The organism is Candidatus Kuenenia stuttgartiensis (genome assembly GCF_900232105.1).
Lineage (GTDB): Bacteria > Planctomycetota > Brocadiia > Brocadiales > Brocadiaceae > Kuenenia > Kuenenia stuttgartiensis_A.
In genome coordinates this window covers 683,358-707,327 of the sequence record NZ_LT934425.1, presented here as the reverse complement: position 1 = coordinate 707,327, position 23,970 = coordinate 683,358, and the positions used below count along the sequence as shown (strand labels likewise).

At 41.9% G+C, this 23,970-nt stretch carries 19 protein-coding genes and 2 pseudogenes; 6 read left to right on the top strand and 15 right to left on the bottom strand.

Annotation, left to right across the window (positions count from 1 at the left end; genetic code table 11):
* Positions 1-57: 57 nt before the first annotated feature.
* Positions 58-1,401, top strand: a complete 1,344-nt coding sequence (gene gcvPA / locus KSMBR1_RS03250) for an aminomethyl-transferring glycine dehydrogenase subunit GcvPA (protein WP_099324044.1) — start codon at positions 58-60, stop codon at positions 1,399-1,401.
* 51 nt (positions 1,402-1,452) lie between these two features.
* Here the strand turns inward: gcvPA and KSMBR1_RS03245 are convergent, their stop codons facing one another.
* On the bottom strand, positions 1,453-2,157 hold the full coding sequence (locus KSMBR1_RS03245) for a tetratricopeptide repeat protein (RefSeq protein WP_157820352.1): 705 nt from the start codon (positions 2,155-2,157) through the stop codon (positions 1,453-1,455).
* Positions 2,158-2,183: 26 nt separating this feature from the next.
* Positions 2,184-3,041 (bottom strand): hypothetical protein, encoded by an 858-nt coding sequence (locus tag KSMBR1_RS03240; protein WP_099324042.1) that lies wholly within the window; start codon positions 3,039-3,041, stop codon positions 2,184-2,186.
* A gap of 469 nt (positions 3,042-3,510) precedes the next feature.
* Between KSMBR1_RS03240 and KSMBR1_RS03235 the strand changes: the two genes are divergently transcribed.
* From KSMBR1_RS03235 to KSMBR1_RS03225, 3 genes are all read left to right on the top strand, one after another.
* Positions 3,511-3,762: a PilZ domain-containing protein gene (locus tag KSMBR1_RS03235; protein WP_099324041.1), complete on the top strand. Its 252-nt coding sequence runs from the start codon at positions 3,511-3,513 to the stop codon at positions 3,760-3,762.
* 109 nt (positions 3,763-3,871) lie between these two features.
* Positions 3,872-4,102: a hypothetical protein gene (locus KSMBR1_RS03230; RefSeq protein ID WP_099324040.1), complete on the top strand. Its 231-nt coding sequence runs from the start codon at positions 3,872-3,874 to the stop codon at positions 4,100-4,102.
* A gap of 102 nt (positions 4,103-4,204) precedes the next feature.
* Entirely contained in the window at positions 4,205-7,408 is a 3,204-nt protein-coding gene (locus KSMBR1_RS03225) for an EAL domain-containing protein (protein WP_099324039.1), read from the top strand.
* Between the two features lie 146 nt (positions 7,409-7,554).
* On the opposite strand, the gene KSMBR1_RS03220 is transcribed toward KSMBR1_RS03225, so the two are convergent.
* The 3 genes from KSMBR1_RS03220 to KSMBR1_RS03210 all read right to left on the bottom strand — a co-directional run bounded on the left by KSMBR1_RS03220 (position 7,555) and on the right by KSMBR1_RS03210 (position 10,307).
* A complete protein-coding gene (locus tag KSMBR1_RS03220) occupies positions 7,555-8,562 on the bottom strand; it encodes an aspartate-semialdehyde dehydrogenase (protein ID WP_099326959.1) in 1,008 nt (335 codons plus the stop codon).
* A gap of 72 nt (positions 8,563-8,634) precedes the next feature.
* Entirely contained in the window at positions 8,635-9,594 is a 960-nt protein-coding gene (locus KSMBR1_RS20720; RefSeq protein ID WP_157820351.1) for a ribonuclease H family protein, read from the bottom strand.
* Positions 9,595-9,713: 119 nt separating this feature from the next.
* A complete protein-coding gene (locus KSMBR1_RS03210; RefSeq protein ID WP_099324038.1) occupies positions 9,714-10,307 on the bottom strand; it encodes a CsgG/HfaB family protein in 594 nt (197 codons plus the stop codon).
* A 367-nt stretch (positions 10,308-10,674) separates the two neighbouring features.
* On the opposite strand from KSMBR1_RS03210, the gene KSMBR1_RS03200 reads away from it, so the two are divergent.
* Positions 10,675-10,989 (top strand): hypothetical protein, encoded by a 315-nt coding sequence (locus KSMBR1_RS03200; RefSeq protein ID WP_099324036.1) that lies wholly within the window; start codon positions 10,675-10,677, stop codon positions 10,987-10,989.
* A gap of 147 nt (positions 10,990-11,136) precedes the next feature.
* Here KSMBR1_RS03200 and KSMBR1_RS03195 read toward each other — a convergent pair whose 3' ends face one another.
* From KSMBR1_RS03195 to KSMBR1_RS03150, 9 genes and pseudogenes are all read right to left on the bottom strand, one after another.
* Positions 11,137-12,090 (bottom strand): class I SAM-dependent rRNA methyltransferase, encoded by a 954-nt coding sequence (locus KSMBR1_RS03195; RefSeq protein ID WP_099324035.1) that lies wholly within the window; start codon positions 12,088-12,090, stop codon positions 11,137-11,139.
* Between the two features lie 1,109 nt (positions 12,091-13,199).
* Positions 13,200-13,472, bottom strand: a complete 273-nt coding sequence (locus KSMBR1_RS03185) for a HigA family addiction module antitoxin (RefSeq protein ID WP_099324033.1) — start codon at positions 13,470-13,472, stop codon at positions 13,200-13,202.
* 41 nt (positions 13,473-13,513) lie between these two features.
* Positions 13,514-15,136 carry an NADP-dependent glyceraldehyde-3-phosphate dehydrogenase gene (locus KSMBR1_RS03180; RefSeq protein WP_099324032.1) on the bottom strand — a complete coding sequence of 541 codons (1,623 nt, stop codon included), beginning with the start codon at positions 15,134-15,136 and terminating at the stop codon, positions 13,514-13,516.
* Positions 15,137-15,414: 278 nt separating this feature from the next.
* A complete protein-coding gene (locus KSMBR1_RS21480) occupies positions 15,415-15,891 on the bottom strand; it encodes a general glycosylation pathway protein (RefSeq protein ID WP_169703826.1) in 477 nt (158 codons plus the stop codon).
* A gap of 161 nt (positions 15,892-16,052) precedes the next feature.
* Positions 16,053-16,247 (bottom strand): annotated as a pseudogene (locus KSMBR1_RS23105) (ParE family toxin-like protein); the annotation flags it as partial.
* A gap of 66 nt (positions 16,248-16,313) precedes the next feature.
* A complete protein-coding gene (locus KSMBR1_RS03165; RefSeq protein ID WP_099324031.1) occupies positions 16,314-16,514 on the bottom strand; it encodes a hypothetical protein in 201 nt (66 codons plus the stop codon).
* Between the two features lie 154 nt (positions 16,515-16,668).
* The gene (gene sugE, locus KSMBR1_RS03160) at positions 16,669-16,989 is read right to left on the bottom strand and encodes a quaternary ammonium compound efflux SMR transporter SugE (RefSeq protein ID WP_099326957.1); all 321 of its coding nucleotides are present in this window, start codon (positions 16,987-16,989) and stop codon (positions 16,669-16,671) included.
* 211 nt (positions 16,990-17,200) lie between these two features.
* Positions 17,201-17,407, bottom strand: a pseudogene (locus KSMBR1_RS23100) (reverse transcriptase N-terminal domain-containing protein); the annotation flags it as partial.
* Positions 17,408-17,911: 504 nt separating this feature from the next.
* Complete coding sequence (locus KSMBR1_RS03150; RefSeq protein ID WP_099324030.1) at positions 17,912-19,084, bottom strand: hypothetical protein; 1,173 nt, start codon at positions 19,082-19,084, stop codon at positions 17,912-17,914.
* A gap of 440 nt (positions 19,085-19,524) precedes the next feature.
* Here KSMBR1_RS03150 and KSMBR1_RS23095 point away from each other — a divergent pair, with 440 nt between their 5' ends.
* A complete protein-coding gene (locus KSMBR1_RS23095) occupies positions 19,525-19,803 on the top strand; it encodes a phage integrase N-terminal SAM-like domain-containing protein (RefSeq protein WP_099324029.1) in 279 nt (92 codons plus the stop codon).
* A gap of 1,235 nt (positions 19,804-21,038) precedes the next feature.
* On the opposite strand, the gene KSMBR1_RS03135 is transcribed toward KSMBR1_RS23095, so the two are convergent.
* Positions 21,039-23,939 carry a tetratricopeptide repeat protein gene (locus tag KSMBR1_RS03135; RefSeq protein ID WP_099324027.1) on the bottom strand — a complete coding sequence of 967 codons (2,901 nt, stop codon included), beginning with the start codon at positions 23,937-23,939 and terminating at the stop codon, positions 21,039-21,041.
* Between the last annotated feature and the right edge of the window lie 31 nt (positions 23,940-23,970).

Genomic DNA, 23,970 nt, shown 5'->3' with positions numbered 1-23,970 from the left:
ATTTCAATGTGAAACAAACGGCCGAATCGGTCATTTTTGTTTGTTGAGGCAGTATGTATGGATTATATTTCAAATACAGAATCCGATAAAAAAAAGATGCTTGAAGATATGGGCATATCCTCCCTGGATGCACTTCTTGGTGAAATCCCCGAAGCATTAAGAAACTTTTCCCTGTCACTCCCACCCGGTTTATCAGAACCGGAGGTGCTGCATGCCATAAAAAAATTAAGCAAAAAGAATAAAACAACGGATGATTATTCTTCGTTTTTAGGCGCAGGCGCCTATGACCATTTTATTCCTTCTGTTGTTAACCATCTGGCGTCACGTAGTGAATTTTATACCTGCTACACGCCTTACCAACCGGAAGTCAGCCAGGGCACGCTTCAGGTGATGTATGAATTTCAGACCCTCATGTGCGAATTGACCGCAATGGACGTAGCAAACGCATCTATGTATGACGGCTCAACCGCATTGGCGGAGGCGGCATTGCTTTCTATACGGCATAAGGAAAAAAATAAAATTGTTTGTTCCAGTGCGATTCACCCTGAATATCGTCAGGTAATGAAAACCTATTTAAAAGGTTTTAACACAGAAATTGTTGAAATCAATTGTCCTGAAGGAACGACCGATATGCATCAATTAGAGGCATCGCTGGCAGATAATACCGCCGCCGTATTGGTACAAAGCCCGAATTTTTTTGGGTGCGTTGAAGATATGCAGGAGATTTCTGCAATAGCGCATAAACATGACGCACTTTTTGTTGCATGCGTAAATCCCATATCTCTAGGCATTCTTATGCCTCCCGGAGAATACAATGCCGATATTGCCGTAGGAGAGGGGCAGGTTTTGGGGAACTATTTAAATTACGGAGGGCCTTACCTGGGATTTTTTACTGTAAAAAATGAGCTACTGAGAAAAATGCCTGGGAGGATAGCCGGAGAGACTGTTGATAAGGCCGGGAGACGGTGTATTGTGCTGACGTTGCAGCCAAGAGAACAACATATCCGGCGGGAAAAGGCGACCTCTAACATTTGTACAAATCAGGCGCTGCTTGCCCTTCGGGCATGTATTTACCTTTGTGCGCTGGGGAAAAAGGGGATCGCTGAAATTGGTAATTTGAATATTCAGAAAAGCCATTATGCATTTGAACGACTCTGTAATCTGGATATTTTTGAACCTGTTTTTCACAACCCTTTTTTTAATGAATTTGTTTTAAAGGCGAAGAACGACTTTCGCATTGCTTCAATTATCAGGCGTATGCAGGAAAAAGGCATTCATTGTGGAATAGATATTTCTCAATACTATCCGGGAATGGTGAATTGTATGCTTCTGTGTGTAACAGAGACAAAAACGAAAGAATCTATTGACCACCTGGTGAATGAATTCACAAAATGCACCTGATGTAGGCCCGCCATTGTGGTACGGTATTCTTACTATTCATGCCGCAAAAGATTATTTTGCCTTATCTTTGACCGTATAAATGATTCCCAGGGCAAAATGCGTCTTCGAGTCTTTCGGGTTGATTTCCAAAGCTTTTTTAAGCAGTTGAATTGCCTCATCAAACTGATTCTTCTTTGAATAAGCAACACCCAGATTATAGTATGCGTCAGGGTATTTAGGATTCAGTTCTATCACCCGTTTAAATGCGGCAATAGATTCATCTGTGGCATCAATAGCCGCGTAAGCGACTCCTAAATTATAAAAGCCCATGTCAAACCTTGTGTTTCGTTTTACGGCATCTTTAAAAGCCTTTATCGCTTCATTGTATTGTGTTTTCTCATAATAATAAATTCCAAGGTTATAGAGCGCTTCTGAATACTTTGGCGATATGGCAATGGCCTTTTTTATGGTTTCAATCGCCTTGTCCGTCTGCTTCAGTTTGTAATAAATTACACTAAGATTATTATACGCCTTCACAAAATTCGCATCTGTTTCGATTGTTTTAATATACGCACCAATAGCTTCTTCGGTCATGCCCTTTTCATCATAAAGCACTCCAAGGTTATAATGCGCCTCAACAAATTCCGGATTTGCTGCAATTGCCTGTTTAAAGGCATTGATGGAAGCATCTGTAGGGTCTTCCTGTTCTTTGTTCTGGCAATAACTGATTGTTGTTAAAGCAAAAACAATAATAATTGTAATAATAGTTGTTTTCATGGCTTGTTCCTTTCTGTATGTATAATTTAATCGATTGGCACACGGTTTTCTCTTATAGGGTTGCATAGTTTTATTTCATGAGTTGCTGCGCCGACGCCTATAGATATTGGCAGTTGAATGATACGCATATCTGATGCAGTAAGGAGTTTTTCCTTATTACATGCAGAAAGAGAGAAAGAGACGAAATCACCTTTGTCAATAGGTTCATACATAGGGGGGCCGCTTTCTGTTGTAGCGGCAAGAATGCCGGAAATGCCTGGCAGAATGTATTTGCTGTCAATATCTCCCTTATATGATGCCTTTAAAAATAGTGTTCCTTCTTTCATAGCGGGCGAAAGAGCAACGCTGTATTTTGATGTAAACTTCGAGGATATCGGATTGGATAATGTCATTTTTAGTTGATCAAGGGATGGTATTGCTAATGGGACGCTATCCGTTTGTGCAAAAATTTGTTCTGGTACTCCGCCTTTTAACGCGGGCGAGACAGGTTCTTTCCTGAATGTTTTCATGATTTTATTTACAAATAAATCACCCACCAATAGTTCCTCAATGGACGCATCCTTTTTTTCCACCTTTAAAAAATGATAGTTTATACAGACTAGCGAGACGGCAAATCCAATTATTAGCAGTGAGGTAATAATCTTAGATATTAGCGGGAAGAACTTCATGACGAGATGGAACAATATGCAAAAAAGAAAAGCGGAAATACCTATTTCTAAAAGGCCGGCTTGCGGCTTGCCGGTATAGCTGAAATAAAGCATGACTAAGGATATTACCAGAAAAAAAATGCAGAAATTTGCAACCATCCGATGCCATGATTTTGTACGGGTATGAGGGTGAGGATATTTTGATGGTTCTAACAATTGGTTATTTTTTCCGGTCATTTGTTTTTCGTCCTAAAATAAATTTCCGTTCTCGCATTTCGTACTTTGGAATTTCGTATTTTCTATTTTTTGCTTGTTTGGTTCCGGTTGCATGTGTCTCTACATTAAATCTGTAATCTCACCAGTGGTCGAAACGTCATTTTCATTCCCAGTTGTGACTCTGTGTTTAAGCAATGTTTTATCATTTCAGAACAGATAAATAATACAATCTATTTCTCATTTAAACAACTACTAAAGGGTAAGGGAGTGAATTAAATAGCATTTACACCATTACTTCAAATGCTATCTATAGACCCAAAAGGGTATATCCTTTTTAGGGTATTTACTTGTTGAAATAAGTCTATAAAATGTAGGTTGTTTATGGCAATTTTTTTCCGCCTTCTGCCTTACACATACTTATGGGCGTATCCGTAGGGATGTACTCTTTTTAGGGTATTTACATAACTTCAAAATTGTATAAATTAACCGTATGAAGTGCAAAACATTAGAAAAGCGGAAAAGTAAGCGTAGTTATTTGTCATGGCTGGTAAAAGTCCGTGATTATTCAAGGACATTGCTTCATGAGACTGAAATTATAGATGTGAGCCGTAAGGGAATGAAAATCAGGACTAGGGCGAAAGCACCACAACAGGGTTTTGCTATTGTTGTTCGTATTCCGGTTGTGGACTCACATGAAGAAAGCAAGCCTGTCCTGACAATGGTGAAATGGATTCAAGAATAAAATGAAGGCACATATCTTCTCGTCCGTAAGTATATGAAGAAGGCTGATGTATGGAATTGTTCACAAGATTAATTATAGGTTTTTATGCCAGGGAAAGGACTAGATAATTATGGAAAAGAAAAAGCTTCTTATACAATTAAAATCTACTGTGGTGATAGTAATTTTGGTTTTATTTGCATGTGGAGGTGTTGTATATGCCGGATATGAAAATGGCGGAGGGGGATTTGTTCAATCGGATATTGCAAAATGTTTGTATTTTCTCATTGTGGGGATGGTACTTGTCATTGTGCGCCGGCTAAGAAAGAAAAAGTGCCACATCGGGAACAAGACGCTTTTTTAAAAACGGGGATAATTTTTTGATAACAATTTAGTTTTTAGAGAAATTCCAATAATACCGGTGTCTGCCGCATAGTGTAGGGGCGAAGCATTTGCCAGTTTGGGCATGAACGCATTTATGCCAATTTGCAGCAAATGTTTCGCCCTTACTTTTGATAAAGAGGAGATATATGGCGCAATTACCCGTATAAACTGTATGGGTTTGCGTTGTAAACCTGAAGCTGCAAAGGCACATTATTTAAAAACCGATACTACCATGAAGATACTTATCGCTAATTATTCAGAAGATGACTTGCGCTTTCTGGAACGTATGCTGGAAAAGCACGGCGGAGAAGTCACTTCTGCTACAAATGGATTGACGGCATTTGAGACGTTGCAAAATAACAGGTTTGATTTAATAATTTGTGATATTCTTATGCCACATATGGATGGTTTTCAATTCTGCCGGAAATGTAAAACAAATAAATATTTGAGAAATATCCCTTTTATCTTTTACACTACGGCATTTACCGGGAGAAGGGCCAGGGAATATGCCATGAGTTTAGGGGCGGATAGATTATTAGTGAAACCGATGCCTGCTGATATTTTTATTGATGCCGTGATGAGCACATTGAACGGGTATAAAAAATATCTTCCACACCCTATCAGTGCATTTTCCGGAAAAGATGAAACGGAATTTTGCCGGAATTATAACGAATATTTAATCAGGAAACTTGAAAGGCAGTTGTTAGATTCTGAGGGTGAAAACATCGGACTAGAGGAAAATGAGCTAAAATTTGCAAATTTAGCGTCCGTGATAAATGATGGAATTGTTGTATTAAATGAGAACGGGCATATTACGCATTGGAATCCTGCTGCCGAAAAAATATTTGGATATTCGGAAGAAGAAATGAAAGGGAAAAATATCCTCAACGTTATCGGCGGCGCAGAACACACAGAACCAGAGATGCGTTTTTTTAACAATATTAAAGCGGGGTGCATTATTAATGAAACAATTGAGATTACAGGCGTTAAAAAAAACAAGAGTGAATTCCCTCTGGAGGCTTCATTTTCAACACTACAAATAGGGAGACAAATACATATCATTGCTATTTTTCGCGATATTAGTGAACGGAGAAAAAAAGACGATGAGAAAAGAAAAAAACAGGCCATCCTGCAATTAATTAACGAAGTGTTTGATACTGCGCATGATTTGTTGACCGTTGACAGTACTATGAGATTATATCTTAAAAAAATGTGCAGATATTTAGGATGGCCCGTCGGTCATATTTGTAAGGTAATATATACGGTAAATGGTGCAATAAGGCTGGAATCTACAAGGCTATGGTATTTTGAAAACACCAAAGAGTTCAGTCTGTTGAGAAAGATAGGTGAGAATACTATTTTAAAACCAGGAGAAGATTTGCCGGGGAAGGTCTTTAGCAGCAGGAAAATGGAATGGATTCCGGATGTTACCAAAGATAGTAATTGTATCAGAGCGCAACACGCCATTGTAAAAAGTGCTGCTATTGGAGTACGGGGAGCATTTGCGTTTCCCATAAAAGAAGGTGATAAGATACTGTATATATTTGAGTTTTTCTCACGAAAAGAAGAAAAACCACAGGCAATATTCTTTGAAGTAGTGGATAATCTTGCCCTACAGCTCGGGCGTTTGATTGAGCGGAAAAGAGCGGACGAAAGGATTCGCAAATTGTCACAGGTAGTAGAACAAAGTCCGGCATCAATTCTTATTACCGACAAGGAGGGGATTATTGAATACGTTAACCCAAAGCTTGCCGAACTAACAGGATATACCGGGGATGAAATTATTGGGCGAACCCCGCGGATGTTAAAATCGGGGAAAACATCAAATGAAACATACAGGAATTTATGGAATACCATTATTTCGGGTAAGGAATGGCAAGGCGAGCTGTTGAATAAAAAGAAGACGGGAGAATTGTACTGGGAACACGTGCATATTTCCCCCATAAGAAATCACAAGGGTCATGTGACCAATTATCTTGCGATTAAAGAAGATATTACAGAACATAAGAAATTCGAGACCCAACTTTTGAACATGGCAACCCGGGATCCCCTGACAAATCTCTTTAATCGCAGGCGTTTTCAGGAGGAATTGCAGTATTGGATTGCCCAGACCTTACGGTATGGGGCAACCGGGGCGCTCCTGTTTCTCGATCTTGATAATTTTAAATACGTAAACGATACCCTCGGACACCAGGCTGGAGACGAACTTCTTATTCGCCTGGCAGAAATGCTTCGTTCCCGTTTACGTGATACCGATATTTTTGCCAGATTTGGCGGAGATGAATTCGCCATACTATTGCCTTATACTGACAGGGAGAAAGCCGGATTAATTGCAAACGAAATTCTTGAATTGACCAGAGAACATACCTTTGAGCATTCTAAAGTGACGTTTAGCATTGGCATTGTGATATTCCCCGAACATGGACGTGATGCTGAAACATTGCTTGTTAATGCTGATTTAGCAATGTATCGTGCAAAAGAGAGCGGGCGTAACCGGTTTTGCGTGTTTTCCCAGGAACAAAAAACACATATTGAAGCCCAAATAAACTGGGAAAAGAGGATCAGGAATGCATTGGACAATGACCGTTTTGTATTACATTTACAACCCGTGATTGATCTGTCAAATAAAAATATTATCGGATATGAGGCATTACTACGCATGCTTGGCGAGAAAGATGAATTGATATTCCCCGCAGAATTTCTTAGTATTGCAGAACGTTTTGGACTTATCCGTGATATCGACCGCTGGGTCGTTTGTAGCGCTATCCGTCTTGCTGCGGAGCAGCAATTTTCTGACAGAGGTATATTCCTTGATATTAATCTTTCCGGCAAGGCATTTGCCGATACCGAATTGTTAGGGATCATAAAGCATCAGTTTAATACCAGTGGCACTAAGCCGGGAAGTATTGTTTTTGAGATGACCGAAACAGCTATGATGGAAAATATGATTGCAGCGCAGGACTTTCTTGCAGCGCTTAAGCATATGGATTGTCGCTTTTCTCTTGATGATTTTGGCAGTGGATTTTCTTCTTTCAATTATCTCAGGCATTTAACGGTTGATTATTTAAAGATTGACGGCAGCTTTATTAATGACTTGCCAAACAATCCGGTAGATCAGCACATGGTAAAGGCAATAGTTGAGTTGGCGCATGGTTTAAAAAAAAGAACTGTTGCGGAATTTGCAGACTCCGGGGATACACTGCAATTGCTGCGTAAATTAGGGGTAAATTACGCACAGGGAAATTACATCGGTAAACCACGGTCAGTTAGTGAAGTATTTAATTAGCGCCACAGTCTACAGTCTACAATTTGCCGATTGCTGACTGTAGATTGCCGACTGCCGATATTGGCCTCCGTGTAAAAAATATCAAAAACAACCTGGCGCTTATGGGATTCCGGACATTTGCCTGTTTTCTCAAAAGATTAAAATCATTACAACAACTTCTCTGCAATCTGAATTGCGTTGAGGGCGGCGCCCTTGCGAATATTATCACTTACAATCCACATATCGATGCCATTGTCAATGGATATGTCTTCGCGAATACGCCCCACAAAGACTTCATCCCTTCCTGCCGTTTCTGAGGCTAATGGATAGAGCTGATTGGCAGGGTCGTCGATTACCTTAACCCCAGGCGCCGTGGAAAGGAGTCTTTTCACCTCCGCTGCCGTTATTTTTTTCACCGTTTCTATATTTACCGACTCGCTATGGCCGCGAATAACCGGCACCCGCACCGTTGTCGCAGTTACCCGAATCGAATGGTCTCCCATGATCTTCTGGGTCTCATTCACCATCTTCATTTCTTCCGAAGTATAGCCATTGGGTAAAAATGCTTTGCTCTGGGGAATTTGAGGAAGCACGTTAAATGCTATTTGATGAGGAAATAATTTTCGCTGAAAACCCTCTTTGCCTTCTAAAATACTCATTGCCTCCTTTTTAAGCTCATCAATCGCCTTCAGGCCCGCGCCTGATACCGCCTGATAGGTAGAGACCACCACTCTTTTGATTTTTACGGCGTCATGGATAGGTTTTAACGCAACCACCATTTGAATTGTTGAACAATTGGGATTCGCAATTATACCATGATGTTTCGGAATATCGTATGGGTTTACTTCCGGCACTACCAGAGGGACGTCATCATCCATTCGAAACGCGCTGGAATTATCCACACAGACAGCGCCGCTTTCAATGGCATAAGGCGCATATTCCTTGCTGATATCCGCGCCGGCGCTGAAAAGGGCAATCTTAATGCCTTTAAATGAATTTTTTGTTAATTCCTGCACGATGTAATCTTTTCCGCAAAACAGTATTTTTTTTCCCGCCGAGCGCCCTGACGCCAACAATCTCAGTTCATTCAACGGAAATTTCCTGCTTTCCAGAATGCTTAAAAATTCCTTGCCAACTGCGCCTGTAGCCCCGACTATTGCAATGTTAACAGACATTTTTGCTTCTAACTCCTTTCCCGGTTCCTGCAAACGGCCATTTCCCGTTTGATAAAATGTAAAACACGCGCCCTATTTTATTCTTATAAGAATGTCATCGCAAATACCTTTTTCCCGTCTCACCTGTTCTATTTGCGATAAATACCTTTGTGCGTCCGTATAATATCCTGCCGTTGGCTTCAGGCCCGGCAGCAATTGAAGCCAATACCGATTTTCTAAAACCATAAACAATTCCCTGATGTATTTGCTGAATATCGAAGCAAGGGCAGCCGCAAGGCTTACGGTTTCCCCTTTTTCCGCAAAAGATATTTTTATACTCCGTTTTTTCCCGCTTATTACATATGAAGAAACTTCACTGCTTTCTCCCAAAATCTTTATCTCTTTTCCCGGAAAATATTTTTGCAGTAAATGTGAATACGTATTTCGTCCGCCCTGTTTATCGATGAGCAATTCTACATTGCCATTGCTTTCTTTCAGCAACTTTGCCACATGTTTGATACTATTATTGAATAAAACAGTAGATTTGTTCCCGCATGACCGCACTTGTTCATTGAACTCGCGAACGGCAACAACACAGCTTGCCGCATGAGAAAATCTGATACCGTGTTTTGCAAGGCTGTGCTGCAGCAAATCAATATAATTTACAAAAACAGCCTCGCTTGTGGCGAAAGGCAATGCATAATCTTTTTGAGTGTACCAGGGATAACCATCTATTACTTCCCTGTCGAAACATGATAAGGAATTCAATAACTGATAAAAAGAGGCAATTTTAACACCCTTTACTCCCAAAAATGACAGAACCGCATCTTCCAACGGTTTAACGCCGTTTCGTGTGCTGTACAGTTTTTTGCTGTCACATACCGCCAGCCGTTGTTTTCTGCCATGAAGTCCATCAGAAATAGCATCTTTTAACAAATCCCATAATGAACAATTAGCTTTGTCGTCAGGTACGTCAAGTGCCACAACACTGATTACCAAGGGGCCAAGCACTGGTCCGTATCCCGCTTCATCAATACCGGCAATTATTGTCATTTAAAAAACCCTCAATTTTTGCAGTATTATATAGCTTCACAAACGAAAGTCAAAAAGGAAACAAATACTCTAGTTGTTTTCAATGTAACTTCTGAATAAGTTGAGGTTTTTATGATATTCTACCTTAGCTCTTTTTTTAGTTTTTCAATGGCTGTTCGCATAGCTTTGCCGGCCAATTCAATCTCATCTTCGTAAGCGGCGCTTTCATTTACATCAATAGTCCAAAGAATGTTACCATTCTTTGTATCAATGCACTCGGCCACAAAAGAAACCGTACCCCGCTCATAGATTAAGGAGCTTGATAGTTTAAATTCTAAAATTTTTCCGATGACCACCGAGTCCACGCCCAGCAGTTTTCCCAAACGATCATAATCTCTGCGCTCTACAAGTTCTTTTTCATTGGCCTTCGATTTGTTGATAATTTTGGCAATGTCTGTACGGGAGCGAACCTCGTATATGCCCAACCCTGAAAGTTCCCGTGACATTATAGAGGCAAGCATCTCACCTGCATTTGCAGTGCTGATCGTTTTTACCAATGTGCCTGTTACTCCCTTTTTTGGCAGTAATTGGTCGTTAAAATGCATAACGGCAATGGTTTTTATACTGCGGGAAGCATCATTGCTATCGACAATAATATTTGTTTTAGAAATTGTTTTGCAGCCAAAACACAGAAGACAAATGATAAAGGCAATAATTACGGTCGATTTGTTCACAAAACCTCCTCATATGAATCGATTTGATTAAAAAATAAAAAGGACTTTTGCCGATAATAAAATATACAATGTTTACAATGAACACGGCAATACCTATTTAGATGGACGGAAGTCACGATACATTTGCCGGATCACGTTACAAACCCGCCGGGATTTTCGGGCAATAAACCCGGCCAACTAAAGCATCTCCTAAGAGTTGATGGATGTTACATCTCATTCTTGTTATGGTTTAGAGGAAGGGGCGGAACCATTCCCTTTATTATATTGACAACCTCCGGTTTATTTATAGAATTAATTTTCGTCGGCGGTACAATAGTATTTTGGGAAATGAGTATAATTTATAGAGAAAATAGGAGAGTGATATATAATGAAGCAAAAAAATAATGTATTAATGTATATTGTTTTTGGTATTACTTTTTTGATTGGCATTATATTTTTTGTCGTTCCACCGATGGTGAAAAAACCTAGTTTTACCAAAGAAATTCCTGATAGCACATTGGGGTTTACAAAACGGGATGATTTTCACATGGAAAAGTATTCTCCTCGCCATGACCTTACTTTGCAGGACCTGAAAAAAGGATTTGACAAAAGGATATACTTTGGCATATCGGGTATAATCATATTGCTGGGCGTTTCTCTGTATTCCACGTATCTTATTAAAAAGAAAAACAAAAAACAGTGATTATACTGTAAGGGTTCATAAATAGAGATTTCTAAATTAGATTTAAACTTTTGTTGATATAAATAGTTATAACATTTCTAAAATCACATTTTGTGAACCCCTTGAATATGTCATACTTTTCCATGGTTTTCCTGTTACGGTCAATGGTTAACAGGAGAACATAATAAATTTCAAGTAGGGTTCATTTACATAAATGCCATCAACAGGAAAATCAAGTCCTTGCGATGAAACATTAATGACTTTAAATAACTTCTTAGTATGGGACTTAATTTTTGGCAACGACTGAAATAGCCTCGATAGAGTCATTTTGGCAATATTTGTTGAAAATACAAGGATTCCGTTTTCTCTAAGAATGTTGAGTCCCAAACCAACCAATTCAGGAAAATCTTTTTCCACAGTAAATGTCCTCAACTTGCTTGTCGAGAAGCTGGGCGGGTCCAGAATTATCACATCAAATTCTTTCCCCCTTTTTTGGAATATTTTAAAATATTCCCACACGTCTCCGGCAATAAAATCATGATTATTGACATCAATTTGATTCAATACGTAATTATTTTTGCTCCACGCTATTGCCTTTCCGGATAGATCGATATTTGTTGTTTTTGCTGCACCTCCTGCGCATGCGTAAACGGAAAATGACGATGTATAACAAAAACAGTTCAAAATCTCTTTGCCGCGAGCAAAAGATTGCACCTTTTTCCTGTTATCCCGCTGGTCTAAATATAGCCCGGTTCCGCCTCCATCATTAAAAGAAGTGCAAAACTGTATTCCATTTTCAATGACAACATAATTATCTGGGATTTCTTTCCCCGATATTAAGCGGGTGACAACGTCTCTTCCCTTTAATCTTTCCTTTTCTATTATACATTCGGGAGATATTAGTTTTTGTACCGCTTCATAAATTTCCTTTTTTGTGCGGTCTTCGTGTGTTTTAAAATATTGCACAAGGACAGTGTTGTCATAGATATCAATCGTTGCCTCCGGCAGATTGTCGCCATAAGAATTTAGTAAACGATACACATTGGTATGAGCGTTATCTATGTAACCTTTTCTGAAAGACAATGCCTTTTCTATTGTTTTATATATGTATGTTATTGTCATTTTTTAAAAAGAAATATTGAAAAAATAAAAATGCTTACTTCCAAACTCCGGCTTGGGGTGCATTCCCGATTTTTTGTAATTATCTGCACAATGTAACACAAGCATCCTGGCTCGAAAATAAGACTATAAAAAATAGTTTAAGTACAAATACTACAACACGATATGGCTATAAACCCATTTTTCTCGTTTCTGGGTGTTGCTAATACAACATGATGACTGAGACTTATTTTGTCATTACGAGGCATCAGCTTGTCATTGCGAGGGTCTTTTTCCGAAGCAATCTCATAAACCGTCATAGACCCCTGCATTCATTCCATTAATTAATTCTGTTTTTTTAGCCCTTGAGCCACCCTTAATTTGTTTCTCCCGCGATATGGCGTTTCTTACGTCACGAAATATCTCGTAGTATATTGATTGCTTCAGAAAAGACCCTCGCAATGACGAGCTGAAAAAGACCCTCGCGATTACAAGCTGATACCTTTTGGATGGCCATTATACATTTGAATCGGTACAGAAACAGAAATGCCAGATGTTTCCAACTCGGAAGTAAGACTACAAAAAATAGTTTAGGCACAGATACTACCACACGATATGGTTATAAAACCATTTTCATCGTTTCTGGGTGTTGCGAATGAAACATGATGACTGCTTGTGATATTTAATACACAAGCTGCCTGTCTATACGGGTGGCACAGGCATTTTGCCTGTGCAGAATACAGGCAGGAATGCCCGTACCACCCTTGCAATAAATTTTATTATTCATCTTCCGAAAACCTTGTTTTTTGACTATATTTACAAAAAATCGGGAATGCACCCCCGGCTTGGGAACGTAATTGCATTGGAAGTTTTCGCTTCCATTTAGCAAGTAAGCGAAGCTTCGTGTAGGGAGCATTTTCCTTGTAAATAGCATCTCCTCAATAAAGGGAATATTTGAAGTCATGATGTCCGCTTTCTGCTCCGTTGTAAAAAAGAATTATTCTTTTGTACGTGGTATTGATCTAACACTGTTATTCAGCAGGTGCGGTTTTTTGCTATCCGCTGCAAGAGCATGGTTAGGAGCCGGAATCTGCCGATACAACTGTCCCAATTTCAGCTAGCCCGTCTTTCATTCATTGTTGCGCATACCACAAATCATATGCTTGCTGCATGCGCAACCAAAGCCCATGGCTGTTGCCGGCAAACTTTCCGATACTAAGCGTCATCTCCGTTGTAATGGGATGAGTGCAGGATAGGACACGGTGCAACTGTTGTCTGGAAATACCTGATTTTCGTGCGGCTTCGCTTATAGAAATTCCAAGCGCTGAAAGCACATCTTCACACAGAATTTCACCGGGATGAATCGGTGGGCGATTTAAAGGACGTTTAGTGTAATATTCTATCATGATTTATCTCAATGATATTGTTCAAAATCGACCCGTATTGATCAGAGGATAAAGTCCGTCGAGAGAAATCGTGATTTCCGCTCCGTGACAATGGTCTTTAGGATTTGCCTGTTTGCTTCGGTCTCTTTCGCTGCTACAAGCGTCCGAATGGTAAAGACCCTCAGCGCATCCGAAACGGATAGCGTTCCTTCTGCGGAATCCTTCCTGCCTGTGAAGGGAAATGTGTCAGGGCCACGCTGACACTGACTGTTTATGTTTACCCGGCATACTTGATTCACCATAGTGTCTATGATTTCGCCAATAAGATTCGTATTGCTCCCGAATAGGCTGACTTGCTGACCGTAGTCTGATTGAATTACGTAGTTCATTGGCTCTTCGATGTTGCTGAACGTAGCAATCGGTACAACCGGGCCGAACTGCTCCTCGGAAAACAATCTCATGCCAGGGCCTACGGGGAATACAACGGCTGGAACAATGAAGGTCTGCCTTACGACGCCGCCATCCTTATTGACTACTCGTGCTCCTTTGCTGCAAGCGTCCTCTATCAGTTCCGTGAGGTAGGTCGTTTTGTTGGGTTCAGGCAGCGGCGTGATCTGAACGCCTTCATCCCACGGCATTCCACTCTTGAGCCTATCAACAGCGTCGCTGAACTTCGTTATGAACGCATCGGCAATCTCTTTATGAACGAAGAGCATCTTGAGGGCTGTGCAACGTTGACCATTGAAGGAGAGAGATCCCAATACACATTCTTTCACAGCGAGGTCCAGGTCAGCGTCCTTCAAGACAATTCCGGCGTTCTTGGCCTCAAGACCGAGCACGCAGCGCAGGCGATGCGGTTTTGGATGTTGCTGTTTGAGAATATCGGCAACCCGGCTGCTCCCAATGAAGGCGAGCACATCGACTTTGCCGGATTTCATAATGGGGCCAATAACTCTCTGCCCTTTACCATAGACGGTATTAACCACGCCTTTGGGGAAGGAATCCCGGAATGCCTCAAGAAGTGGGTGATGGAGTAAGACGCCTAGTTTCGGCGGTTTGAAAATAACCACATTGCCCATGATGAGGGCAGGTATCAGGGTTGTGAATGTTTCATTGAGCGGGTAGTTGAAAGGCCCCATGCAAAGCACCACGCCAAGTGGCACACGGCGGATCTGGCCGATCACTCCCTGCTCAATAACAAACCGCGATGAAACACGATCCAGGTCTTTCAGCGCATCAATGGTGTCCGTTATGTAGTCAACCGTCCTATCGAATTCCTTCTGCGCATCAGGAAGTGTCTTTCCAATCTCCCACATCAGAAGTTTGACAACATCAGCTCTTCGCTCCTTCATCCGTCCGGTAAACCCCTTCACATGCGTGATCCGTTCCGCAATCGACATGGTTGGCCATGTACCCCGCCCGTGATCATACGCCTGGCAGGCGGCCTCAAGGGTCTCGATTGCTTGTTGCTCCGTGAGCAAAGGATAGCTGCCGATACGTCTCTGCTGAATGGTACCGTTGTGCATATCGCAGATCGGGGACAGCACATCTTGCCGTGGTCCTGTCCAGTTCTTGATTGTACCATTGCAGAGGTATTCTCGCTGATCCATTGGTTTTGAAATGCGATACTGCTCCGGCAGAGCGTGATCCGCGCGAAGCACTGGGGTGAACGCCATATCTTTCATGTCAATTCTCCTTCTCTATACCCCAAACGGGTTAAAAATTAACTTTTATTTTTGGCATAATTCCGGCTGTAAAGCTTTGTGGATGTGAAATTTAAGTCTTTTGTAAAAAGTTAAAATCTCAACCGTTTAGAGTATATATGACTAACGTTTTGGGTAAGTTGTGCCGTCTTTTGGCGTCAACTTGCCCCAGTTGTTAGTAGCCATGCATTTGCTCTTAAACATCGAACATATACCATCTACAAAAATACGCTACCGTTACATTCGAACTGTCATCGCGACTATAGGTTGTTTTGCGATGAATCCCCATCATTCCGAGTCAGTTTTTGATACACACCAAGACCGACCACCACCGAAACCGCAGCGATTAACAAAAATGTTGGATAAATCAAACTACTAATTTCTTTTTTCCCGGCATCAAAAATGAACACCAGGGCTTCCAGACTTACAGCGATGGCAATGATGGCGAGAAACTTTAATAAGCTCTCTCTCTGTTTTGTGGGCGATTTCGCGCCACCACTGTTAAAGACCTCTTCCTCCGCCAAAAACTTGGAAACATCAAAGACTGCCATTCCAATCACAATCAAACCAATTGCATCAAGAAGAGCTTTCTCAAGAAGGGTTTTTTCGTGTACTGAGACCCAAATGCCCCATAAGGCAACCACCATCATTGCGAAACTTATAAGCCCTAGGCTTAAACTAATTAGGCCATAAACAACTCGCCCCATTCGGTCGGATATATCTTTTATTCCACTCATATTAACCCCGATGTACAGATTGATTTATTGCCAATACTTGCTGCTGATGTCTCGTATAAGCAACCACCGCCTGTACGTAATGCTTGCAAGAAAGGCTTGAAGCGGCAGCCTCAATAAATATTAAATCGCATATAGTATTGGTGGTTAGCTTAATGCGCTTGTTAGACCTTTTTATTAATCATACACTCGTACTCATCGTGAGTACCTATCCAAACCCAAATATAATCTTTACCATTTTCAACAGAAAGTGTCCTATGATTCATTCCGACTCTGGCTGACCAAAGCTCTCCAACTTTTTTAAAATGAAGAGATGGATGCGAATGGTTCTTTTTGAGAAGCTCAAAATTCTTCTTAGCTCTCTTTTGAACAAGTGGTGGAAGATTCTCAAAATATTTTCAGGATCGATTTGTTGTCCGATGCATTTATAGTTCTTTAAGCTTTCCCTTCGATTTTTCTTCAAAGGCTTCCTTGATCAGGGGATCCAGCGTTCCTGCTTCTGAATCCGCTAAAATCTGATTATCCCATTTTTCCCAGTCTTTTTCCAAAAACCACTGCCTCAATTGGACATACTCATTTTCTGGAAGGGTTTCTATCGCTTCTTTGATTTTGCTTACAGTTGACATACTGTTCTTCCCTCAAATTCAAGGTTATTGTTTTTATTAGTATAGCACGTCACATGAATAATAGAAGTATTGTTTTTTGGGGTAATGTTCATATTAACCGACTAGCAAAAGCAGAGAGAAGCGATGTTTTTGCTCGTCAGGGTTGAACACGTTGTTAGGCCGGTGTCGCAAGCTTAAGCCCGACGATACCGGCAATAATCAGAGCAATGCTGATGAGCCGGGCAGTATTCGTAGATTCTCCAAACAGTACGATGCCTAGCGCAACGGTTCCGACGGTTCCAACTCCTACCAAAATGGCGTAAGCGGTGCCAATCGGAAGCGACTTCAAGGCAATGCCCAGTAACCAAAGACTGATAATCATCGCCAAGACTGTCCAGACCGTAGGCCACAATCGGGTGAACCCCTCGGTGTACTTCAACCCGATCGCCCAGCCAGTCTCAAACAGTCCCGCAATAACAAGAATGATCCACGCCATATATTTGCCTTCACAAATGCTGAGGTCGTCCCCTATGTATATTGGAGCGGTGAGGTCGTCCTCACTTCCTTTCAACGGAATCGGATAGGTCACGGGCATTGCTGCCCGATACCCTCCTAAGAACTGTACGTGATAGTTTCCCACCATACAGCTCAAGTATTTCAATAAGCTGCCCTTGTAGGACAACCAGACTGTTTTACCTCGATTTTGAGGTCACTCTTTTAACAGCCAGGAGCTTGGCGTGGAAAGAGTGGGTAAGGAGCCATTGCAAAGCTTTCACCTTGCCTGGTCTTCCTTCCTTTACAGCCTTTGCGATACGCATTTGCAGTCTTCTGACGTGACGCCTTGCAGCATCCCAATTTATGGTATGCCACGTTATTGCATCATCGGGAAGAGCACCAGGATTGATTCCCGTCATTTGCGTTCCTGCCTCCGAATATTCTTTCAATTTTCCCGCAATGAAACACCTGTTGGAAGTAGGCATTCCTTTCAGAATCGAAAAGTTTGATTCCCGACCTTTTAGAGTCAAGTCATGTTTCATACCCTATTCACGCCATTATAGAATGACATTTGCTTTTTCCAACTTCTCAGTACTGCCCTTTCATCAGCCTGCCTTGCAGTTGACCTGCCATGGTGTTGTATATGGCGAAATGACAGTATTCCCCCGTTCTGCATAATTGACCATTGGATAACTTAGGTGATACCTGAATACCGGCAGTTCTACGATTTCGTGCAGGTACGTTAGCGACTTGTTTCCTTACTGCACACACACAAGCACTGGGAAGTGTGTCCTTGACCTGTTAATTCCGGTAGGTCTGTAACTCGTTTGCGGTGCGTCAACGGTATTTCGATTAATCTCACCCTATTATCCAAACCCAAGCCCTTAACCGGCGCGGCTTTATGCGTCCGGTTGAAGATTTTGTTATCTCTCATTCGCTAAATTACGCCACCAATTAATCAAGGTCTCACGTGTGATGTAGTGAAAACAATGTAGATTTACTGGCATATCCTCAGGCAACCACGTACCGCCGCGTGAATGTGATGCGAGGCCAGTTAGTGGGACCTCAGATGGCTTTGACTTACGATCGAAATAGAAAGGTGGATCGTACATTGGAGCTGGGAACGGTAAACCACCGTGCAGTGAGCGAGATCGGTAATTGTAAACTTTGCTGAGAGTATGCTTGAGGTTGGTCTTCGACCATTTCACGCGCAGCCATTCTTGATCCGGCCGATCAGTTGGCTCGTTCGGTCCGAAATTTAGGGTGAAGTCCAGAAATTTCTTTGTGGCACCCAAAGAAGGCGCAATCAGTTTGGCAATCTTCTCGACCAATTGATGGCCGCCCGCTTCATCAAGAATGGTTGCCACGTCTGGCTTCGCATCTTTCAGGCGTTCGGCTGGAGATCTATCCGACAGATAGATGTCGTTTGCCGCAGTTTCAAGAGCAGATACGAACAGCAACCAAGCAAGATGAGGCTCCGATTCAGCAGCCCAAAGAGCATCCTGATATGCAATGCAGGACCGGATGAGATTGACATACCTCTCCGGTGATATCTTGGGAATTGACTTCAGCATGTTAAGATTATCGAGTGAATGGGTGCCAGTGATGGAAGGAAGAACATAGCGCCCAGGTCGTACACGAAGGAATGGCGCTGGTTTGTAATCCCATGCGCAGGGCCGTCCCATTGGATCCTTGCCGGGTTCAAATCGCCGCGATTCGCCGCCCGCCATAATTCGAGCACCGATGCACAGTGATGATAGTGCCGCAAGTTCATCAACCATCGTCCCACCGTGATAAAACGTCTCGTCCTTTTTTGACATGTCCGGTCGATATTCAGGAAGATGATCAACCAAACGTAGAATGATTGGTGCAGTTACGATTCCCGGCGTATCAGGTATTGGCACTGTATTGAGAAAGCTATAGGGGCCTAAGCCCGACGTGAATTCACCAGTGATGTGAGCGTCCGAATGGAACTGATACTCGTAAACCCCGTTGGCGGGCTCGTCGTTGAGGGCGTTTAGCCAATTGAGCTGAGAAAGAAGCGCACGCAAGCGAGCAGCGTCTTGAGTGTCTCCTGTTTGAGCGTTGGCATTCATGTCGTAACTCCAAATATTGGATAACCATTGATTATCACAATCAATTGCCCTGATAACTAGGGAAAAGTACTATTATCAGGTAAAATTATTGTGTTGTATTTTAAAAATTACCTTATAATTTTATTTCGTACACAGTATAGAATAGGAGAAAAGGATGTCAATCAAAAAAGGGGGGGGTTGCCAAATAAAGTAAAAGATATAATGAGGCTTAAGCATTATTCCCTCCATACAGAACGATCATACTGTGATTGAATCAAATGATATATAGTCAAACAAATAAGGTTTTCGAAAAATTTACACCTCCCAGTCCTCTCTATAAAGAGGGAATTAAGGGGCGTGCTTGTATAGTATGCTTAGTCAAATAAATCTGTTTTTTAGAAAGCCATTTTATTGCCAAATTCCTAAAATCATATTTGTTTGGCTATATTCAATACCACCGAATGACCAGTCAAGAGGATTTAATGGACGGTGAAGAAAAAATAGAACAATTTTTGACCCACCTTGCCGTGAAATCTTGCGTTGCCCCTTCTACCCAAAACCAGGCTATGAACGCACTTGTATTTTTGTATAAGAAGGTTTTAAAAGGTAACTATTCAGCGTGTTTGAGTAAAAGTACAATATATGGCAAAAACCCATTAATTTACGCTTCTTGTCTATATATAGCAATACAACTTCTGGATAATATCTGTGATTTTGGCCTTTTTTGTCATATATGGTAGTTAAAGAAATTACGCTGAATAGTTACTTTAAAAGTATCATTAAAAGAAGAGATTAACGCTATACGTGCACAGAAGAAGACGAATATTCCAGTAGTCATGACCCGTGAAGAGGTTCGTCAAATAATAAATTATATTGAAGGCTCTCCTCAGCTTATTGTCAAGTGGTTGCTGTTGGTATTGCCGGTTTTAAGAGGAGATTGCTTGCCTGTATCGGTGTAGCGCTCTGCGTGGTCGTCCCGTCCCCAATTCACCATAAGTATTATATCTCCATGCATGGGCCGTCCCATCAAACTTCAGGGCAATGGTGTAAGACCCTCCGCCTGCGGGTTTCGGCATCATCCATTTGAAGGCTTTTGTCAAACGAAAAAGGCTCTCCTGTCTGATAGGCATTGAATTGAAAATTATTTTACCGGAATTGTGTTTTGAAAAATAACTGCACTGTATCAATTTAAAAGATTGCACCAACCATAAGTTTGCTAAAGGTGTTAACTCAAGAGGCTGGTAGCTTGTACACAATACAGTGCGTCTCTGCACAACGGTGGAATGAGGGACGGGCACTGTCTACTATCTACTCAGGAGCATTCCCGATTTTTTGTAACCGTATGTGTGATTGGGGCAAAACAACGCTGCCAGTGGTTAATACTATTGTACGTTTCATTAAAACATGGCAGAAGTAATAAAAAACCTGGAATGCACATGGATCAACCCCACAAGGGCATGAAAGCTGCAAAGGAGGTGGCAAGCCTGTCCCCCGCTGGCGGGGGATTAAGGGGGTGGAATTGTCTGCGGAGCGCGGGGAAAAGGGGCAAATTTGTTTTCATAATGAAGGGGTAGTTGAATCGATGGAGAAATCCAGTCCACCCCCTGCACCCCCGCCAGCGGGGGACATAATTTGAACAGGAGCATTCCAGATTTTTGGTTAACTAATTGTACTTTGTAACACAAGCATCCTGGCTCGAAAAAAGACTACAAGAAATAGCTCAAGCACAGGTACCGCAACACGATATGGTTATAAAATCATTTTCATCGTTTCTGGGTGTTGCAAATGCAACATGATGACTGCTCGTGGTATTTTACCCTCAAGCTGGAAGCTTGAGTTACTATTCTTTCCCTCCCCGCTAATGGCATTTTTACAAAAAACCGGGAATGCTCCCCTCGAATCTATTATCTATTCTTACCTCCTGCACAAAAACAGGGCATATTCCCTTTGATAGATTACGCTGAATAGTTTTACTCTATTTGCCCAATCGGGATTCAATTGCGCGTAAAATGGGTTCTATTTCGTGAGATAATGACTGAAAACCGAAAGAAGTGGTAATTGAATAGGCTTCTTCGGCAAGAGGCAGTGCTTCATCTGCCCGTCCCGGATTTTGCGCAAGCATCTCTGCCTGATTTGCCAATGAAATAGCAAGCCCGCTCTTTATCCCAAGATCTCTGCAAATAGCTTCCTGTTCTTTTAATAGTCCAATCGCCTCATCCGGATTCCCCAGATCCTTAACGACAAGCGCCTGGTTACCAAGGCAGGCTGAAAGTTCGCTCTTGTTTCCAAGTTTTCTGCATAGACGCTCTTCTTCTTTATGGAGGGCGAGCGCCTCATGCAAATGACCCTTGCTATACAATATACTTGCCTGGTTGCCCAGAGAGCGTTGCAATCCTTCCATATTGTTAAATTTCCTGCAAATGCGCTCTTCTTCTTTATGCAATTCCATTGCTTTATCAGGGTCGCCTTTTTCCGCAAGAATGATCGCCTGATTACCGAGTGCATAGGATAATCCGTCCTCATTTTCCAGTTCCCTGCATAAACGCTCCTGTTCCGTGTAGAACGACATTGCTTCCTCTGCATTTCCCAGTGAATAATGAATGTTTGCCTGGTTGCCTAGATTGTATGATAGTCCGTGTTTGTTTAGTGTCTTTTTGAATAGTGAGAATTGTTCTTTATATAATTCCAGTGCCTCTGCAAGATTACCGCGTATCGAAAGGATATTTGCCCTGTTCCCGATGTTATAGGATAGCCCGTGTTCGTTGCGCATGTTTTTGCAGAGAGATTCCTCTTCTTTCAGTAAAACGAATGCGCCATCAAGGTCTCCAAGGGTGGTAAGAATAAGCGATTGATTTCCAAGGCAGACGGAGAGTTCCTTGCTATTTCCCAGGGTGCGGCAAAGATGCTCCTGTTCTTTCAGAAAGGTCATCGCCTCTTCCGGATTTCCGGAACCCTTTTTTATGCGGGCTTTGTTGCCTAAACACACGGATAATCCTGACATATCACCTATGCCGCGGCTGATAGATTCCGCTTCCGTAAGCAGTTTTGCGGCAAGGGTGGTTTTGTGCCGGAGAGACAGTATTTCCGCCTGTTTGTTAAGATTATACGACAGCCGATAAGTATCGTTCAATTCACGGCAGAGTTGTTCTTCCTGCCTGAAGAGATGTAGGGAGTTCTCCAAATCATCGTTGGCAAGGGCAATAACTGCCTGACGTGACAAGGAGCGCATTAATCCGTAATTATTTCCAACGCTCCGGTAAATGTGTTCTTCATCCTTGTGTAATTGCATGGATTCTTCCATGCCGCCCCTTTCGTAAAGGATATCTGCAAGTATTCCGACGGCTACGGGCAGATTTTCGTAGTCCTTGTTTTGTTCATAATAACAGACAAGATGTTCAAACATCTTCAATGCCTCTGTAAGGAGGTTTTTCTCCTTTAAAAAAAAGGAAAGGTTTTTAATGCGGTCAATATAATTCTCCGGGGACTCTAAAATGGTGCAATATGCGTATGGAATGCGCATTTGAGAGTTTTCTTCCAATTGCGACCAATAATACGTTGCCGCATAAGCGCTTGTTTCATACAAGACATTGAAAAAGGATATATCAGAGAGAAGTCCGAATAACTGATTCCATGACCTTGCCTGAGTCAGTTGCCACGGAAATTCTTCAATTGCGCGCTGACTCGAATAGTTTTTCCCGAAATAATCTGCAAGACGTAAATGAAACCGCCTTTTCTCATCTTCTTCTGAGAGATACCTGCTTTTTATCGCATCATGAAAGGCATTGTGTTTATAAAGAATGAGATTTGAATGTTGTATCAGGATATGTTTCATATTTGGTAGCAAGGTTTTTAATGGCGTATTTTGCGGTGACGGTGTTTCCCCACGGAGCAGTTCGTTTATTTCATTTTCCATGAGTCCGTTTCCTGCGCTTAACAACAATGACATGATATTCCGGAAAAATGACGCATCAGCGCCGTTCAGTGTATCATCGAGTTCGTATCGTTCAATAACCCTGAGAATGAGTTCCTCAATATTTTGTGCGGAGAGATACCGGCTTATTTTTTGTCCGGCAATGGAGGGGGCGTCGTCAATACATAATTCCCCCATGAGTATATCAAGGTAGAGCGGGTTGGATGTTTGGACGGCATGGACGATTGTATTTATATGGTTTTCGCTTAATGCTGTTGAATGAGTATTCTGGAGATATGCGTGAATACATTGTTTTCGCTCAACAACTTCAAGAGGTGCTACTTCAAGAACAGGCCAGTTACGTTTTGCAACAACATCAAATACGGTTCCGGGCGATACGGACAAAATAAACCGTATGTTCGCAGGCACTTCAATTGGGAGCCATGATAAGACTTGTGCGGGGTCTCTTCCCTCCAATCGTTCGATACCGTCCAGAATAATAACCGCTTTGCCTTTTGCAGCGGACATGAAAAGGGCATTGACAAATGCGACGTTGAGGTCGTTCTGATTAGTGGGAATATCCGGAGGAAGGTTAAATCCATAGGTTAATTCATGGATAATGCGTAGCTGCATAGATGCTAAACTGCTTGTGCGGGGTGAAATGCCGATGAAATGTATTATGGTTTTGTTGGCAGGATTTAAGGAGATATAGCGTTTTCTCCAATTTGCAAGAAGCGCTGATTTCCCCATCCCCGGTTTGCCGGTTACAATGAGTGGGGGAGTATCCCCGTGTATGTGTTCATCCAGCCGGTCAAAATATCTTTGCCTGCCCACAAACAGTTCCGTTCTGCTTGAGGAAAATGCATTGTGTATCATTGCTTCCTTTTCCAATAGGTTTTCTAACCGGATTTTTAAAGTGGATTGACTTTCCACTCCATTTCCATTCGTTGGAAAACGATCATCCATTGGCAGATTGTCCTTTCAAAATAGCGTGTAT